Source organism: Streptomyces sp. NBC_00390 (assembly GCF_036057275.1).
Classification (GTDB): domain Bacteria; phylum Actinomycetota; class Actinomycetes; order Streptomycetales; family Streptomycetaceae; genus Streptomyces.
The window spans coordinates 1796209-1814636 of record NZ_CP107945.1 but is presented as its reverse complement, the minus strand read 5'-3'; the positions used below and the strand labels follow the sequence as shown (position 1 = coordinate 1814636).

1 protein-coding gene is annotated in these 18428 nt (G+C 73.6%); it reads left to right on the top strand.

The features are described 5' to 3' along the window. Positions 1-4 precede the first annotated feature (4 nt). On the top strand, positions 5-18400 hold the full coding sequence (locus OHS70_RS07755; protein WP_328395038.1) for a type I polyketide synthase: 18396 nt from the start codon (positions 5-7) through the stop codon (positions 18398-18400). The last annotated feature ends 28 nt before the right edge of the window (positions 18401-18428 follow it).

Below are 18428 nucleotides of genomic sequence, written 5' to 3'. Positions count from 1 at the left end.
AAACATGTCGAACGACGACAAGCTCAGGGATTACCTCAAGCGCGTGATGGTGGACCTGCGCCACACCCGCAGGCAGCTGGGTGAGCTGGAGGCGAAGGACACCGAGCCCATCGTCATCGTCGGGATGGCCTGCCGCTACCCGGGCGGCGTCGGCTCGCCCGAGGACCTGTGGCACCTGGTCTCCTCGGGCGGCGACGCCGTGACCGAGTTCCCCGCCGACCGCGGCTGGGACCTGGACGCGATCTACGACCCCGACCCCGAGCGGACGGGCCGGACGTACGTGCGCGAGGGCGGCTTCCTCCACGACGCCGCCGACTTCGACCCCGCGTTCTTCGGGATCTCCCCCCGCGAGGCCCTGGTCATGGACCCTCAGCAGCGGCTGCTCCTGCAGACCTCCTGGGAGGCCTTCGAACGCGCGGGCATCGACCCCGCCACCGCGCGGGGCACCCGGGCCGGAGTGTTCGTCGGCACCAACGGCCAGGACCACGCCTACCTCCAGCGGCAGGGCGACAGCGACATCGAGGCCCACCTCGTCACCGCGAACACCGCGGCCGTGGTCTCCGGCCGCATCTCGTACGCCCTCGGCCTCGAAGGCCCGGCCGTCACCGTCGACACGGCTTGCTCGTCCTCGCTGGTGGCGCTCCACCTGGCCACCCAGGCGCTGCGCCGCGGCGAGTGCTCGCTCGCCCTCGCCGGCGGCGTGACCGTGATGGCCACGCCGAACACGTTCATCGCGTTCAGCGCGCAGCGCGGCCTGTCGCCCGACGGCCGCTGCCGCGCGTTCTCCTCGACCGCCGACGGCACGGGCATGGCCGAAGGCGTCGGCGTGCTCCTGCTGGAGCGGCTGTCCGACGCCCGCCGGCTCGGCCACGACGTGCTCGCCGTCATCCGCGGCAGCGCCGTGAACCAGGACGGCGCGTCCAACGGCCTGACCGCCCCGAACGGCCCGTCGCAGGTGCGCGTGATCCAGCAGGCGCTGGAGAACGCGCGGCTGACCGCCTCCCAGGTCGATGCGGTGGAGGCGCACGGCACGGCCACCACCCTCGGCGACCCGATCGAGACCGACGCGCTGCTCGCCACGTACGGACAGGAGCACTCGGGTGACCAGCCGCTGTGGCTGGGGTCCATCAAGTCCAACATCGGTCACACGCAGGCGGCTTCCGGTGTCGCCGGTGTGATCAAGATGGTGATGGCCATCCGCAACGGCGTGCTGCCGCAGACGCTGCACGTCGACGAGCCGACCACCCAGGTCGACTGGACGGCCGGCGGCGTCAGGCTGCTGACCGAGGCCGTCCAGTGGCCCGAGTCGGACCACCCCCGCCGTGCCGCCGTCTCCTCCTTCGGCGTCAGCGGCACCAACGCCCACACGATCATCGAGCAGGCCCCTGCCCTCGACGAGGAGACCATCGAGGCCCCCGCGGGCGCGCTGCCGTGGGTGCTCTCGGCCAAGAGCGACGTGGCGCTGCGGGCCCAGGCCGAGCGCCTGCTCGCCTTCCTGGAGAGCGGCCCCGGCCGGTCGCCGGCCGACATCGGCTTCTCCCTCGCCACGACGCGAGCCGCCTGGGACCGGCGGGCGGCCGTCGTCGGCGAGAGCCTGGAGGAACTCACCGAAGGCGTACGGGCACTGGCGTCGGGCACCCCGTCCGCGGCCGTGGTCCAGAGTACGGGCCGCCTCGGGGACAAGACCGGGTTCCTGTTCTCCGGCCAGGGCTCGCAGCGGGCCGGCATGGGACGCGAACTCTACGACGCCTTCCCGGCCTTCGCCGCGGCCCACGACGAGGTCCGTGCCCACCTCGATGTCACGCTCGACGCCGACGCGGAGCAGCTCAACCAGACCGGGTGCACCCAGCCTGCCCTCTTCGCGGTCGAGGTGGCGCTGTTCCGCCTCCTGGAGTCCTGGGGCATCCGGCCCGACTACGTGGCCGGTCACTCGGTCGGCGAGATCGCGGCCGCGCACGTGGCGGGCGTGCTGTCGCTTGAGGATGCGGCGAAGCTGGTGTCCGCCCGCGCTGCACTGATGCAGGCGCTGCCCGCCGGCGGTGCGATGGTTGCCGTGCAGGCGACCGAGGACGAGGTGCTGCCGCACCTGACCGAGCAGGTCGGCATTGCGGCGATCAACGGCCCGCGGTCCGTGGTGATTTCTGGTGCGGAGGATGCGGTCACCGCGATTGCCGAGATCTTTGCCGGTCAGGGTTGTAAGACCTCCCGGTTGAAGGTCAGCCACGCGTTCCACTCGCCGCTGATGGACCCGATGCTGGAGGACTTCGCCGAGGTCGTCCGCGGCCTGACCTTCAGCGAGCCGCGGATTCCGGTGGTGTCCAACCTCACGGGCCGTCTCGCCGAGGCGTACACGCCGGAGTACTGGGTCCGCCACGTCCGTGAGGCGGTGCGCTTCGCCGACGGTGTGCAGGCCCTGCACGACCTGGGCGTGAGCACCTTTGTCGAGATCGGCCCCGGCGGCGTCCTCAGCGCCCTGGCGCAGGCCTGCGCGGACGACGTCGTCACCGTGCCCGTCCTGCGTGCCGACCGCCCGGAGCAGCAGGCCGTCACCGCCGCGCTTGCCGAACTGCACGTGCACGGCGTCTCCCCGGACTGGCAGGCGCTCCTCCCTGGTGCACGGAAGACCGACTTGCCCACCTACGCCTTCCAGCAGCAGCGCTACTGGCTGGATGCCCCGGAGGCCGAGGCGGCCCTCGTGGACGCGGTCGACGCCGAGTTCTGGGCGAGCGTCGAGCGCGAGGACGCCCAGTCGCTCGCCGCCACGCTGGGGCTGAGCGCCGAAGAACTGGACGTCGTGGTCCCGAAGCTGTCCGCCTGGCGGCGGCAGCGGCGCGAGCAGTCCGTCGTGGACGGCTGGCGCTACCAGCTGACCTGGCAGCCGCTGAACGGCCTGCCCGCAGGCGACCTCTCCGGCAGCACCTGGCTGTTCGCCGCGTCCGAGGGCGACGAGTGGGCCGGGACGGTCCGCGCGGCCCTCGCCGGACGCGGCGCGCGCCTGATCCCGCTGACGGTCGGCGCGGACGCCGACCGCGAGTCCCTGGCCGGCGAGCTGACCCGGGCCGCAGCCGAAGCCGAATCACTTGCCGGCATCCTGTCGCTGCTCGCGATCGACGAGACCGCCTCGCCCGAGCACCCCGCGCTCTCCCACGGCCTCGCGCAGACCGTGGCACTGGCCCAGGCGCTCGGCGATGCGGGCATCGACGCGCCGCTGTGGTGCGCCACCCGGGGCGCGGCGGCCACCGGCCGCTCGGACGACGCACCGCTCAGCGCGGTGCAGAACCAGGTGTGGGGCTTCGGCCGCGCCCTCGCCCTGGAGCACGCCCGGCGCTGGGGCGGCCTGATCGACCTGCCCACGGCGGTCGACGAGCGCGTCGCCAGCCGTATCGCCGCCGTACTCAACCAGGGCACCAGCACCGCGGAGGACCAGGTCGCTGTCCGTGCCTTCGGCGTGTTCACCGCCCGGCTCACCCACGCCCGCAGCGGCGCCGGCCGGCCCTGGTCGGCGCGCGGCACGGTCCTGATCACCGGTGGTACGGGTGCGCTGGGCGGGCACGTCGCCCGCTGGCTCGCCGGTGCCGGCGCCGAGCACCTCGTGCTCACCAGCCGCCGCGGCGCCGACGCCCCCGGCGCGGCCGGACTCAAGGCCGAACTGGAGGAGCTGGGAGCACGCGTCAGCCTCGCCGCGTGCGACGTCGCCGACCGCGATGCCGTGGCGGCGCTGCTCGCCGAGCACACCTTCACCTCCGTGTTCCACGCCGCGGGCGTGGAACAGTTCGCCCCCTTCGACGAGCTGACCCCGGCCGACTTCGCCCGCACGATCGCGGCGAAGGCCGGCGGTGCCGCACACCTGGACGAACTGCTGGGCGACCGGGAGCTGGACGCCTTCGTCCTCTTCTCCTCGATCGCCGGCGTGTGGGGCAGCGGACTGCAGACCGCCTACGCGGCCGCCAACGCCTTCCTCGACGGGCTCGCCGCCCGGCGGAGGGCCGAGGGCCTGACCGCCACCGCGATCGCCTGGGGCCCCTGGGCCGACGGCGGCATGGTCACCGACGCCGACGAGGAGCACCTGCGCCGCCGCGGCGTCATCTCCCTGCCCGCCGCGCTCGCCGTGACCGCGGTCCAGCGCGCCCTGGACTGCGACGACACCGTGGCCGTTGTGGCCGACATCGACTGGGAACGGTTCATCGGACCGTTCACCCTCGGCCGCCCCAGCGCACTGCTGTCCGAGCTGCCCGAGATGCGCCGCGCCGAGTCCGCCGACGCCGCCGCGGGCACCGCGCCCCTGGCGGCCCAGCTCGCCGGACTGCCGGAGGCCAAGCGCACCGAGACCCTGATCGACCTGGTCCGCGCACACGTCGCGGCCGTCCTGGGCCACGCCTCGGCGGCAGACGTCGAGCCCGACCGGGCGTTCAAGGACCTCGGCTTCGACTCCCTGACCGCCGTCGAACTCCGCAACAAGGTCAACACGGCGACCGGCCTCGCGCTGCCGCCCACAGTGGTCTTCGACTACCCCAACGCCACGGCGCTCGCCCGTTTCCTGCAGAGCGAGCTGATCGGATCGCAGGCCGCCGCGCTGCAGGAGCAGCACACGGCCGTCGCGGCCGACGATCCGATCGCCATCGTGGCGATGAGCTGCCACCTCCCGGGCGGCGTCCACTCGCCCGAGGCCCTGTGGGACCTGGTGGCGTCCGGCGGTGACGCCATCTCGGCATTCCCGTCCAACCGTGGCTGGGACGTCGACTCGCTCTACGACCCCGACCCCGAGTACCTCGGCAAGACCTACGCGCGCGACGGCGGTTTCCTCTACGACGCCACCGACTTCGACGCCTCCTTCTTCGGCATCAGCCCCCGCGAGGCCCTGGCGATGGACCCGCAGCAGCGGCTGCTGCTGGAGACCTCCTGGGAGGTCTTCGAACGCGCCGGGATCACCCCCGGACAGCTGCGCGGCAGCCGGACCGGCGTCTTCGTCGGCATGGCCTACCAGGGCTATGGAGCCGACGTGCGGCGGACGCCGGAAGGCGTCGAAGGACACCGGTTGGTCGGCGGCGCGTCCAGCGTCGTCTCCGGCCGGGTGGCCTACACGTTCGGCCTCGAAGGCCCGGCCGTCACGATCGACACGGCGTGCTCGTCGTCGCTGGTCGCCCTCCACCTGGCCATCCAGTCGCTGCGGAGCGGCGAGTGCACCATGGCCCTGGCCGGCGGCGTCACCGTCATGGCGAGCCCGACGGTCTTCGTGGAGTTCAGCCGGCAGCGCGGGCTGTCGCCCGACGGCCGCTGCAAGGCGTTCGGCGCGGATGCGGACGGTACCGGCTGGGCGGAGGGCGTGGGCGTGGTGCTCGTGGAGCGCCTCTCCGACGCCGTGCGCAACGGTCACGAGGTCCTGGCGGTGGTGCGCGGCAGCGCCGTGAACCAGGACGGCGCGTCCAACGGCCTGACCGCCCCGAACGGCCCGGCGCAGCAGCGCGTGATCCGGCAGGCGCTGGCCTCCGCCGGACTCGTCCCGGGCGATGTCGACGTCGTGGAGGCGCACGGCACGGGTACGACGCTGGGTGACCCGATCGAGGCGCAGGCGCTCATCGCCACGTACGGGCAGGAGCGCGCGGAGGACCGGCCGCTGTGGCTGGGCTCGCTGAAGTCCAACATCGGCCACACGCAGGCCGCCGCGGGTGTGGCCGGCGTGATCAAGATGGTGATGGCGATGCGGCACGGTGTGCTGCCGCGGACGCTGCACGCGGGCGAGCCGACGCCGCACGTGGACTGGTCGGCGGGTGAGGTGCGGCTGCTGACCGAGGCCGTGGAGTGGCCCGGGTCGGACCGCCCGCGCCGCGCCGCGATCTCGTCCTTCGGCGTCAGCGGCACCAACGCCCACACCATCATCGAACAGGCACCCGCTTCGGCGGAGCTGCCGCCCACGCCCGACTCCGGCGCAGTCGTGCCGTGGGTGCTGTCGGGTAAGGGCGAGGCGGCGCTGCGCGCGCAGGCTGCCCGGCTGGCCGGCCACCTCGATGCGACGGACGGTAGGACGGCTTCCGACGTCGGCCTCACCCTGGCCTCCCGCGAGACGTTCGAGGACCGCGCGGTGCTCTTGGCGCAGGGCCCGGACGAGTTCCGGCAGGCCCTCGCCGCGCTCGCGGCCGGTGAGTCGGCGGCGAACGTGACGCTGGGGCGCGCCCGCACCGAGAGCAAGACCGGTTTCCTGTTCTCCGGTCAGGGTTCGCAGCGCATCGGCATGGGGCGCGAGCTGTACGAGGCGTATCCCGTCTTCGCCGAAGCGTATGACGAGGTGTGCGCGCGTCTGGACGCGCCGGTCGACGTCGACTCCGAGGAGCTGAACCAGACGGGGTCTACTCAGCCCGCCCTCTTTGCGATCGAGGTGGCGCTGTTCCGGCTCCTCGAATCCTGGGGCATCCGGCCCGACTACGTGGCCGGTCACTCGGTCGGCGAGATCGCGGCCGCGCACGTGGCGGGCGTGCTGTCGCTTGAGGATGCGGCGAAGCTGGTGTCCGCCCGCGCTGCACTGATGCAGGCGCTGCCCGCCGGCGGTGCGATGGTTGCCGTGCAGGCGACCGAGGACGAGGTGCTGCCGCACCTGACCGAGCAGGTCGGCATTGCGGCGATCAACGGCCCGCGGTCCGTGGTGATTTCTGGTGCGGAGGATGCGGTCACCGCGATTGCCGAGATCTTTGCCGGTCAGGGTCGTAAGACCTCACGGTTGAAGGTCAGCCACGCGTTCCACTCGCCGCTGATGGACCCGATGCTGGAGGACTTCGCCGAGGTCGTCCGCGGCCTGACCTTCAGCGAGCCGCGGATTCCGGTGGTGTCCAACCTCACGGGCCGTCTCGCCGAGGCGTACACGCCGGAGTACTGGGTCCGCCACGTCCGTGAGGCGGTGCGCTTCGCCGACGGTGTGCAGGCCCTGCACGACCTGGGCGTGAGCACCTTCGTCGAGATCGGCCCCGGCGGCGTCCTCAGCGCCCTGGCGCAGGCCTGCGCGGACGACGTCGTCACCGTGCCCGTCCTGCGTGCCGACCGCCCGGAGCAGCAGGCCGTCACCGCCGCGCTCGCCGAACTGCACGTGCACGGCGTCTCCCCGGACTGGCAGGCGCTCTTCCCCGGCGCTCACCGCGTCGTCCTGCCCACCTACGCCTTCCAGCGCGAGCGGTTCTGGCTGGAAGGGGACGAGGACCTGGCCGCCGCCACCGGCGCTCCGGCCGACGCGGCGGACTCCGGATTCTGGGACACCGTGGAGCGGGAGGACGTGGAGTCCCTCGCCGCAACCCTGGGCGTCGGCGCCGACGCATCGCTCAGCGCGATCCTGCCCCGGCTGTCCGCGTGGCGCCGTCAGCGCCGCGAGCAGTCCGTGGTCGACGGCTGGCGCTACCGCGTCACATGGAAGCCGCTCGGCGCGCTCCCGGAGGCCGGCGCGACCGGGACCTGGCTGCTCGTGACGGCCGGGGAGAGCGAGTGGGCCGCCTCGGTCCGCACCGCGCTCGGCGAGCGCGGCCTGGAACTGGTGACGCTCGTCGCCGGGCCCGGCACCGACCGCGGGACGTTGGCCCGCGAGCTTGCCGGCGTTGGTTCGGTGGCCGGCGTGCTGTCGCTGCTCGCCGAGGACGAGAGCGCCTCGGTCGGCCACCCCGGCCTGTCGCACGGCCTCGCCTCCACCCTCTGCCTGGTGCAGGCACTCGGCGACGCGGGCATCGACGCGCCGCTGTGGTGCGCCACTCGCGGCGCGGTGGCCACCGGCCGCTCCGACCGCGTGGACCGGCCGCTGCAGGCGCAGGTGTGGGGCTTCGGCCGGGCGGCGGCGCTGGAGTACCCGCAGCGCTGGGGCGGTCTGCTCGACCTCCCCCAGTTGCTCGACGCCCGTACTGCGGACCGCGTGGCCGCCGTCCTCGGACAGGCGGCCGAGGACCAGGTGGCGGTCCGCGCCTCGGGCGTCTTCGGACGACGGCTCGTCCGGGCCAACCGCGCCACCGCCCCCGCCCAGGCGTGGTCGCCGCGCGGCACGGTCCTGATCACCGGAGGTACGGGTGCGCTGGGCGGGCACGTCGCCCGCTGGCTCGCCGGTTCCGGTGCCGAGCACCTGTTGCTCACCAGCCGCCGCGGCCCCGCAGCGCCCGGCGCCGCCGAACTCGTCGCGGAGCTGGAGGAACTCGGCGCGACCGCGACCGTCGTGGCCTGTGACGCGGCCGACCGGGACGCCCTGCGGGCGCTGCTGGCCGAACACCCCGTCAACGCCGTCGTCCACGCCGCAGGCGTCGGCGACCACGTCATGATCGAGGACTCCGACCCGGCCGGGTTCGCCGGCACGGTGACGGCGAAGGCGGCGGGTGCGACGCACCTGGACGACCTGCTGGCCGGTCAGGAGCTCGACGCGTTCGTCATGTTCTCCTCGGGCGCCGGCATCTGGGGCGGCGCCAGCCAGGGCGCCTACTCGGCGGCCAACGCCTACCTGGACGCCCTCGCCGAGCACCGGCGGGCGCGCGGGCGCACCGCGCTCGCCGTCTCCTGGGGCGGCTGGGCCGAGGGCGGCATGGCCGGCGTCGGCGACGGCGAGGAGATGCTGCGCCGCCGCGGACTGCCGCCCATGCAGCCCGCCCTCGCGATCTCCGCGCTGCAGCAGGCGCTGGCAGACGGCGAGACCACCCTGACCGTGGTGGACTTCGCCTGGGAGCGGTTCATCGGCCCGTTCACCGTCACCCGCCCCAGCGCCCTGCTGTCCGACGTGCCCGAGGCGCGCCGCGCCCTGGAGGCCCCGGCCCCTCGCGGCGCCGAGGCCGGCAACTCGCTCGCCGCGAAACTGGCCGGGCTGCCGGCGGGCGAGCAGAACCGCACGCTGGTGGACCTCGTCCGTACCCACGCGGCCGCGGTGCTCGGCCATGACGGCGCTACGGCCGTGGAGCCCGGCCGGGCGTTCAACGACCTCGGCCTCGACTCGCTCACCGCCGTCGAACTGCGCAACAAGCTCACGGCCGACACCGGCCTGAAGCTGCCCACCACGTTGGTCTTCGACTACCCGAACGCCACGGCCCTGGCCCGGTTCCTGCGCGCCGAACTGCTCGGTTCACAGACCGCCGCGCTGCAGGAGCGGAGCACTGCCGCGGACGACAACGAGCCGATCGCTATCGTGGCGATGAGCTGCCGCCTCCCCGGCGGCGTCGGCTCGCCCGAGGACCTGTGGCAGCTCGTGATGTCCGGCGGCGACGCCATCGCGGGCTTTCCCGAGGACCGCGGCTGGGACATCGAAGGCCTCTACGACCCTGACCCGGGCACCCCGGGCAAGACGTACGCACGCGACGGCGGCTTCCTCTACGACGCGGGCGACTTCGACGCCGCACTGTTCGGGATCTCGCCGCGCGAGGCGCTCGCGATGGACCCGCAGCAGCGCCTGCTGCTGGAGGCCTCGTGGGAGGCCTTCGAGCGGGCGGGCATCGACCCGGCCTCGCTGAAGGGCAGCCGCACCGGCGTGTTCGTCGGCATGTCCTTCCAGGGCTACGGCGCCGGCCTCCCGCAGGTCCCCGAGGGCGTCGAGGGCCACCTCCTCACCGGCAGCGCCGCGAGCGTCGTCTCCGGGCGCGTGGCCTACTCGTTCGGTCTGGAGGGCCCGGCGGTCACCGTCGACACGGCCTGCTCGTCGTCGCTTGTCGCGCTGCACCTGGCCATCCAGTCGCTGCGCAACGGCGAGAGCACGATGGCCGTCGCGGGCGGTGTCAACGTCATGGCCGTACCGGCCGCGTTCGTGGAGTTCAGCCGACAGCGCGGGCTGTCCGCCGACGGTCGCTGCAAGGCGTTCGGCGCCGGCGCGGACGGCACCGGCTGGGCGGAGGGCGTGGGCGTGGTGCTCGTCGAGCGCCTCAGCGACGCCGTGCGCAACGGCCACGACGTCCTCGCGGTCGTGCGGGGCAGCGCGGTCAACCAGGACGGCGCGTCCAACGGCCTGACCGCGCCCAACGGCCCGGCGCAGCAGCGCGTGATCCGGCAGGCCCTCGCCTCCGCCGGCCTCACCGAGGCCGATGTCGACGTGGTGGAGGCGCACGGCACGGGCACCGCGCTCGGTGACCCCATCGAAGCGCAGGCCCTGCTGGCGACGTACGGCCAGGACCGCTCCGAGGGCGAGCCGCTGTGGCTGGGCTCGCTGAAGTCCAACATCGGTCACGCCCAGGCGGCGTCCGGCGTCGCCGGCGTGATCAAGATGGTGATGGCGATGCGGCACGGCGTGCTGCCGCGGACGCTGCACGCGGACGAGCCGACGCCGCACGTGGACTGGTCGGTGGGCACGGTGCGGCTGCTGACCGACGCCGTCGAGTGGCCGGAGTCGGACCGCCCGCGCCGCGCGGGCATCTCCTCCTTCGGCGTCAGCGGCACCAACGCGCACACGATCATCGAGCAGGCCCCGGCGGCGGAGCCGGCCGCCGTCGCCCCGGTCGAGGTCGCCTCGGCGACCGTGCCATGGGTGCTGTCCGGCAAGTCTGAGGCCGCGTTGCGGGCCCAGGCCGAGCGCCTGCTGTCCCTCACGGCGGAAGGCGCCGAGCCGTCCCTCACCGACGTCGGCTTCTCGCTGGCCACCACCCGGGCCGCCCTGGAGTACCGCGCCGCCGTGGGCGGTGCCGACCGCGGCCGGATCGCCGAGGGCCTGCGGGCTCTGGCGTCGGGGGCGCCCGCTCCAGGCGTCGTCCTCGGCCGCGCCGACGCCGGCCAGGTCGGGTTCCTCTTCTCCGGGCAGGGCTCGCAGCGGCCCGGCATGGGGCGGGAACTGTACGAGGCGTTCCCGGTCTTCGCGGAGGCGTACGACCAGGTGTGCGCGCACCTCGACCGGCACCTCGACCGGCCGCTGCGGGACGTGGCCTTCGGCGCGGACGGTCACGGGGACGGCGACGAGCTGAACCGCACCGCCTTCACCCAGCCCGCGCTGTTCGCGCACGAGGTCGCGGTCCACCGCCTGCTGGAGTCGTGGGGCGTACGGCCGGACTATCTGGCCGGGCACTCCGTCGGCGAGATCGCGGCCGCCCATGTGGCCGGGGTCCTGTCGCTGGAGGACGCGGCCACGCTGGTGACGGCCCGCGCCCGGCTGATGCAGGCGCTGCCCGCCGGCGGGGCGATGGTCGCCCTCCAGGCCATCGAGGACGAGGTGCTGCCGCACCTCACCGACCTGGTGAGCATCGCCGCGGTCAACGGGCCGCGGTCCGTAGTGATCTCCGGCGACGAGGACGCCGTGGCGGCCATTGCGGAGGACTTCGCCCGGCAGGGCCGCAAGACCTCCCGGCTCACGGTGAGCCACGCGTTCCATTCGCCGCTGATGGACCCCGTGCTGGACGACTTCGCCCGCGTCGTCGGCGGGCTGCGCTTCGAGCAGCCGAAGGTCCCGGTCGTCTCCAACGTGACCGGTGAGCTCATCGCCGTGTACACGGCGGACTACTGGGTCCGGCACGTCCGCGAGGCCGTGCGCTTCGCCGACGGCGTCCGCACCCTGGGCGACCTGGGCGTCACCACGTTCGTGGAGGTCGGCCCCGGCGGAGTGCTGAGCGGCATGGTCCAGGGCTGCCTGGACGGCGCGGTCACCGTTCCCGCCGTACGGTCCGGCAGCCCCGAGCCCGAGGCGCTCACCGGCGCCGTCGCGCAGCTCCACGTGCACGGCGTACCCGTCGACTGGCGCGCGTTCTTCGCCGGCCGCGGTGCCCGGCGCGCGGACCTGCCGACGTACGCCTTCCAGCACCAGCGGTACTGGCTGGAGACCACCGCGCCCACCGCCACCGCCGCGGGGACCGACGCCGTGGAGGCGGGGTTCTGGGAGACGGTGGAGCGCGAGGACGCCCAGTCCCTCGCCGCCACCCTCGATCTGCCCGCCGAGCAGCTGGACGCGGTGCTGCCCCGGCTGTCCGCGTGGCGGCAGCAGCAGCGCCGGGAGTCCGCGGTGGAAGGCTGGTCCTACCGCGCGGGCTGGAAGCCGCTGAGCGGTCTCCGGACCCACGAACTGCCGGGCGACTGGCTGTTCCTGGTCACCGAGGAGACCGAGTGGACCGCCGCCGTCGCCGACGGGCTCACGGCCCGCGGCGCCCGGCTGATCGCCGTCGTGGCCGACCCGGCCACCGACCGCGGCACGCTGCTGCGGCAGCTCGGCGACGCCGTCCGGGAAACCCCGGTCGAAGGTGTGATCTCCCTGCTCGGCACCGACGAGCGGCCCCACCCCGAGCACCCGGCTCTCTCCGTCGGCACCGCGCTGTCCCTCGCCCTGGTCCAGGCGCTGGGCGACGCCGGCATCGACGCCCCACTGTGGGCTCTGACCAGGTCGGCGATGTCCACCGGCCGTTCGGACGCGGTGCCGAGCGCCGCCCAGAACGCCGTCTGGGGCCTCGGCCGGGTCGCCGCGCTGGAGCACGCGCAGCGCTGGGGCGGTCTGGTCGACCTCCCGGAGACCATCGACGACCGGATCGCCGGCCGCCTCGCCGCGGTGCTCGGCCAGTCGACCGAGGACCAGGTCGCGATCCGCGCCCGCGGAGTGTTCGGCCGCAGGCTGACCCACACCGCCGCCCGCCGCAACGGCCGGGCCGGACACCGGTGGTCGCCGCGCGGCACCGTGCTCATCACCGGTGGTACGGGTGCGCTGGGCGGGCACGTCGCCCGCTGGCTCGCCGGTGCCGGCGCCGAGCACCTGGTGCTCACCAGCCGCCGCGGCCTCGACGCCCCCGGCGCGGGCGCCCTCAAGACCGAACTGGAGGCCGCGGGCGCCCGCGTCACCGTCGCCGCCTGCGACGTCGCCGACCGCGAGGCACTAGCCGCACTGCTCGCCCAGCACCCGGTGAACGCCGTCGTCCACACGGCGGGCGTGGACCACCTGGAGCCGCTGGACGGCATGACGCCGGGCTCCTTCGCCGACGTGCTGTCCGCGAAGGCCGCCGGCGCCCTGCACCTCGATGCACTGCTCGCCTGCCAGGAGCTGGACGCCTTCGTCCTGTTCTCCTCCGTCGCCGGCGTGTGGGGCAGCGGCTACCAGGCCGCCTACGCAGCAGCCAACGCCCTGCTCGACGGGCTCGCCGAACGACGGCGCGCACAGGGCCTGACCGCGACCGCCGTGGCCTGGGGCCCGTGGGCCGGCGGCGGCATGGCCGAGAGCGACGGCGCGGACGAACGACTGCGCCGCCGCGGCCTGATCCCGATACCCGCCGCGCTCGCCGTGGCCGGCCTCCGGCAGGCGCTGGACTCCGGCGAGACGACCGCCACCGTGGCCGACATCGACTGGGAGCGGTTCCTCCCGCCGTTCACCGTGGGCCGCCCGAGCGCCCTGCTCGGCGACCTCCCGGAGACCGAGCGGATCCTGACCGCCGGCAGCCGCACCGACGAGACCGGCACGGCTGCCGCCTCGCCGCTGGCCGCCCGCCTCGCCGGGATGCCCGGGACCGAGCAGCACACACTGCTGGTCGAGCTCGTGCGCACGCACGCCGCGGCCGTCCTCGGGCACAGCGGCGTCGGCGAGGTCGAGGCCGACCGGGCCTTCAAGGACCTGGGCCTCGACTCCCTGACCGCCGTCGAACTGCGCAACAAGCTCAACGCCGAGACCGGCCTCGCACTGCCCCCCACACTGGTCTTCGACTACCCCAACGCCCACGCCCTCGCCCGGCAGTTGCACACCGAGATCACCGGCCGCACCGCCGCCGCCGCACCGGAGACGGCCATCGCACCGGCCGAGGACGACGACCCCATCGCGATCGTCGGCATGGCATGCCGCTACCCGGGTGGTGTGCGCTCGCCCGAGGACCTGTGGCAGCTGGTGGTCTCCGGTGGTGACGCGGTCGGGGAGTTCCCGGCGGACCGCGGCTGGGACGTGGAGGGCATCTACGACCCGGACCCGGACGCGCCGGGGAAGACGTACACGCGCCGCGGTGGATTCCTCTACGAGGCGGGGGAGTTCGACCCCGGGTTCTTCGGGATCAGCCCGCGTGAGGCCGTCGCGATGGACCCGCAGCAGCGGCTGCTGCTGGAGACCACCTGGGAGACGTTCGAGCGGGCCGGCATCGACGCGGAGTCGGTGCGGGGGAGCCGCACCGGAGTCTTCGTCGGCTCCGGCTACCAGGACTACGCCGCCCAGGCGTTCAACGCGATCGACGACTCCGAGGGCTTCTTCGGCACGGGCAACTCCGCGAGCATCATGTCCGGCCGCATCGCCTACACCCTCGGCCTGGAAGGACCGGCCGTCACCGTCGACACGGCGTGCTCGTCGTCGCTCGTGGCCCTGCACTGGGCGGTCCAGGCCCTGCGCAACGGCGAGTGCTCCATGGCCCTGGCCGGCGGCGTCATGGTGATGTCCACCCCGCGGGCCTTCGTGGAGTTCAGCCGCCAGCGGGGCCTGGCCGCCGACGGCCGCTGCAAGGCGTTCGGCGCCGGGGCCGACGGCACCGGCTGGGCTGAAGGCGTCGGCATGCTCCTGGTGGAGCGGCTCTCCGACGCCCGCCGCAACGGGCACCAGGTGCTGGCCGTCGTCCGTGGAAGCGCCATCAACCAGGACGGCGCCTCCAACGGCCTGACCGCGCCCAATGGCCCCGCGCAGCAGCGGGTCATCCGCCAGGCCCTGGCATCGGCCGGCCTGTCCCCCGCCCAGGTCGACGTGGTGGAGGCGCACGGCACGGGCACGCGGCTCGGCGACCCCATTGAGGCGCAGGCGCTGTTGGCGACGTACGGCCGGGAGCGGCCGGAGGGACGGCCGCTGTGGCTGGGCTCGCTGAAGTCCAACATCGGCCACGCCCAGGCCGCCGCCGGCGTCGGCGGCATCATCAAGATGGTCATGGCGATGCGCCACGGCGTCATCCCGCAGACCCTGCACGTCGAGGAGCCCACACCGCACGTGGACTGGTCGGCCGGTGAGGTCCGGCTGCTGACCGAGGCCATGGAGTGGCCGGAGACGGACCATCCGCGCCGTGCCGCAGTGTCGTCCTTCGGCGTCAGCGGCACCAACGCCCACACCATCATCGAACAGGCCCCGGCCCACGACGAGGAGGCCACCACCCCGCTGGCCCCGGCCCTGCTGCCGTGGGTGCTCTCCGCCAAGAGCAGCGCAGCACTGCGCGATCAGGCGCGACGGCTGCTGTCCTTCGTGGAGGAAGGTATGTCACCTGCCGATGTCGGCTTCTCGCTGGCCACCACCCGCAGCACACTGCGCCACAGGGCAGCGGTCATCGGCGAGAGCTGTGACGACTTCCGCCGCGGACTGGGCTACCTGGCCGCCGGAATGCCGTCGCCCGGTATCGTCCAGGGTCGGCCGGGAGGCAAGGCCGGGTTCCTGTTCTCGGGGCAGGGTTCGCAGCGCCTGGGCATGGGGCGCGAGCTGTACGAGGCGTTCCCGGTCTTCGCCGAGGCCTACGACGAGGTGTGCGCGCGTCTGGATGCGCCGGTCGACGTCGATGCTGAAACGCTTCACCAGACCGGGTGCACCCAGCCCGCGCTGTTCGCCGTCGAGGTGGCGCTGTTCCGGCTCTTCGAATCCTGGGGCGTGCGGCCGGACTACGTGACCGGTCACTCCGTAGGCGAGATCGCGGCCGCGCATGTGGCGGGTGTGCTGTCGCTCGACGACGCGGCGAAGCTGGTCTCCGCTCGTGCTGCGCTGATGCAGGCGCTGCCTGCGGACGGTGCGATGGTGGCGGTCCAGGCGACCGAGGACGAGGTGCTGCCGCACCTCACCGAGCAGGTGGGTATCGCGGCGATCAATGGACCTCAGTCCGTGGTGATTTCCGGTGCCGAGGATGCCGTGCTGGAGATCGCCGAGGTCTTCACGCAGCAGGGTCGTAAGACGTCCCGGTTGAAGGTCAGCCACGCCTTCCACTCGCCGCTCATGGACCCGATGCTGGAGGACTTCACCGAGGTCGTCCGCGGCCTGACCTTCAGCGAGCCGCAGATTCCGGTGGTCTCCAACCTCACCGGCCGCCTGGCCGAGCCGTACACCCCCGAGTACTGGGTCCGCCACGTCCGTGAAGCGGTCCGCTTCGCCGACGGTGTGCAGACCCTGCACGACCTGGGCGTGAGCACCTTCGTCGAGATCGGCCCCGGCGGCGTCCTCAGCGGAATGGCGCAGGGCTGCCTGGACGAGGCTGTCACTGTGCCCGTCCTACGCGCCGACCGCCCCGAGCGGCAGGCCCTCGTCACGGCACTGGCACACCTGCACACGCACGGCGTCCCCGTGGACTGGAGCGCCTTCTTCTCCGGTGCCCGCAAGGTCGACCTGCCGACGTACGCCTTCCAGCACGAGCGGTACTGGGTGGACGTGCCGCAAACCACTGCCGCCGCCGCGGTGGCGGACCCGGTCGATGCGGAGTTCTGGGAGACCGTGGAGCGCGAGGACCTGCAGGCCCTCGCCGGCACCCTCGACATCCGCGCCGAGGACGCGTTCAGCGACGTCCTGCCGAGGCTGTCGTCGTGGCGGCGGCAGCGCAAGGAGCAGTCCACCGTGGACGGCTGGCGCTACGGCATCACCTGGAAAGGGATCCCCGTCCCCGAGGGCCCGGCCCGGAACGGTGTATGGCTGGTTCCGGTCAGCGCTGCGCAACTCGGCGACGACTGGGTCACCGCGTGCCTGCGCGGGCTGACCGACCGCGGTCTGGCTCCGCTGCCGGTCCCGGTCGAGCCGGCCACCGGCCGCAAGGACCTGGCCGCGCAGCTCGCCGAGGCGGCCGGTGACCACACCGTGGCGGGCGTCCTGTCACTGCTCGCCATCGACGGCAAGCCCGCCCCGGCGGCCGCCGCACTGACCACCGGCGTTGCGCTGTCCGTCCTGCTCGTCCAGGCACTGGGCGACGCGGGCGTCGATGCCCCGCTGTGGTGCGCGACCCGGAACGCGATGGGCGTGAGTCCCGCCGACGAGGTGGCGGACCCCTTCCAGTCCCAGGTCTGGGGCCTGGGACGCGTAGCGGCGCTGGAGCACGCGCAGCGCTGGGGCGGTCTGGTCGACCTGCCCGGGACGATCGACGACCGCATCGCCGGTCGTCTCGCTGCGGTGCTCGGCCAGTCGGCCGAGGACCAGGTCGCGATCCGCGACCGCGGTGTGTTCGGGCGGCGCTTGTCCCGTCTGCCTGCAGGCCGGAACGGCCGTTCGTGGTCGCCGCGCGGCACGGTGCTGATCACGGGTGGTACGGGTGCGCTGGGCGGCCATGTCGCCCGCTGGCTGGCGGGTGCGGGCGCCGAACATCTGGTGCTGACCAGCCGGCGCGGCATCGATGCTCCCGGCGCCGGTGAGCTGACGTCTGCGCTGGAGGCGCTGGGCGCTCGTGTGACGGTCGCGGCCTGTGACGTGGCAGACCGCGAGGCGCTGGCCGCGCTGCTCGCCGAACACCCCGTGAACGCCGTCATCCACACGGCCGGCACCGCCGAGGCCGGCATGCTCGCCGAGACGAGTCTCGACGACTTCGCGGCTACGGTCGCCGCGAAGGCCCTCGGAGCCGTACACCTCCACGAATTGCTCGGCGATCAGGAGCTGGACGCCTTCGTCGTCTTCTCCTCCATCTCCGGTGTGTGGGGAGGCGGCGGGCAGGCCGCGTACTCGGCCGCGAACGCCTTCCTCGACGGCCTGGCGCAGCACCGGCGGGCCCGGGGCCTCGCCGCGACCGCGATCGCCTGGGGCCCGTGGGGCGAGGGCGGCATGGTCGCCGACGCCGGGGACGAGGAGCGGCTGCGGCAGCGCGGCCTGACGGTGCTGAGGCCGAACCGGGCGATCTCCGCGCTGCACGGTGCGCTGAGCGACGGGGACGGTGTGGTCACCGTGGTGGACGTGGACTGGGAGCGGTTCGCCGTCCCGTTCACCGTCAGCAGGCCGAGCGTGCTGCTGAGCGACCTGCCCGAGGTCAGGGACGCCCTGGCCGAGGAGCCCGCCGAGCAGGCCGCGGAACCGTCGGCGCTGAAGGCGAAGCTGTCCGGGCTGTCCGAGGGCGAACAGCAACGCCTGCTCGTGGACACGGTGTGCGCGCTTTCGGCGGCCGTCCTCGGCCACAGCGGCTCCGCGGCGGTGGAACCGGACCTGGCGTTCCGGGACCTCGGCTTCGACTCCCTCACAGCGGTCGAGCTGCGCAACCTGCTCACCGCCGACACCGGCCTGACCCTGCCCGCGACGCTGGTCTTCGACCACCCGACGCCCGATGCGATCGCCCGGTACCTGCGGAGCGAACTCGCCGACGAGGCCGGCCCGGCCGAGGTGTCGGTCTTCAGCGAGCTGGACCGGCTGGAGTCGGTGATCTCGAGGGCCGCCTCGGCGGAGGAGACGGTCCGGTCAGGCGTGCGGAGGCGGCTGCAGGAGCTGCTGTCCCTGGTGAACTCCGCCGGAGAGCAAGGCGCGGAATCCGCTGACGCGCAGCGGCAGCTGCAGGACGCGACGATCGACGACATCTTCGATCTGATCGATCAAGATCTAGAAATTTCCTAGTTCTTGGCGCTCTACCTTTAACGACAGC

What these genes read in the sequence shown, in the direction of transcription:
- OHS70_RS07755 (WP_328395038.1), top strand. Translation starts at nt 5, where the DNA reads ATGTCGAACGACGACAAGCTCAGGGATTACCTCAAGCGCGTGATGGTG.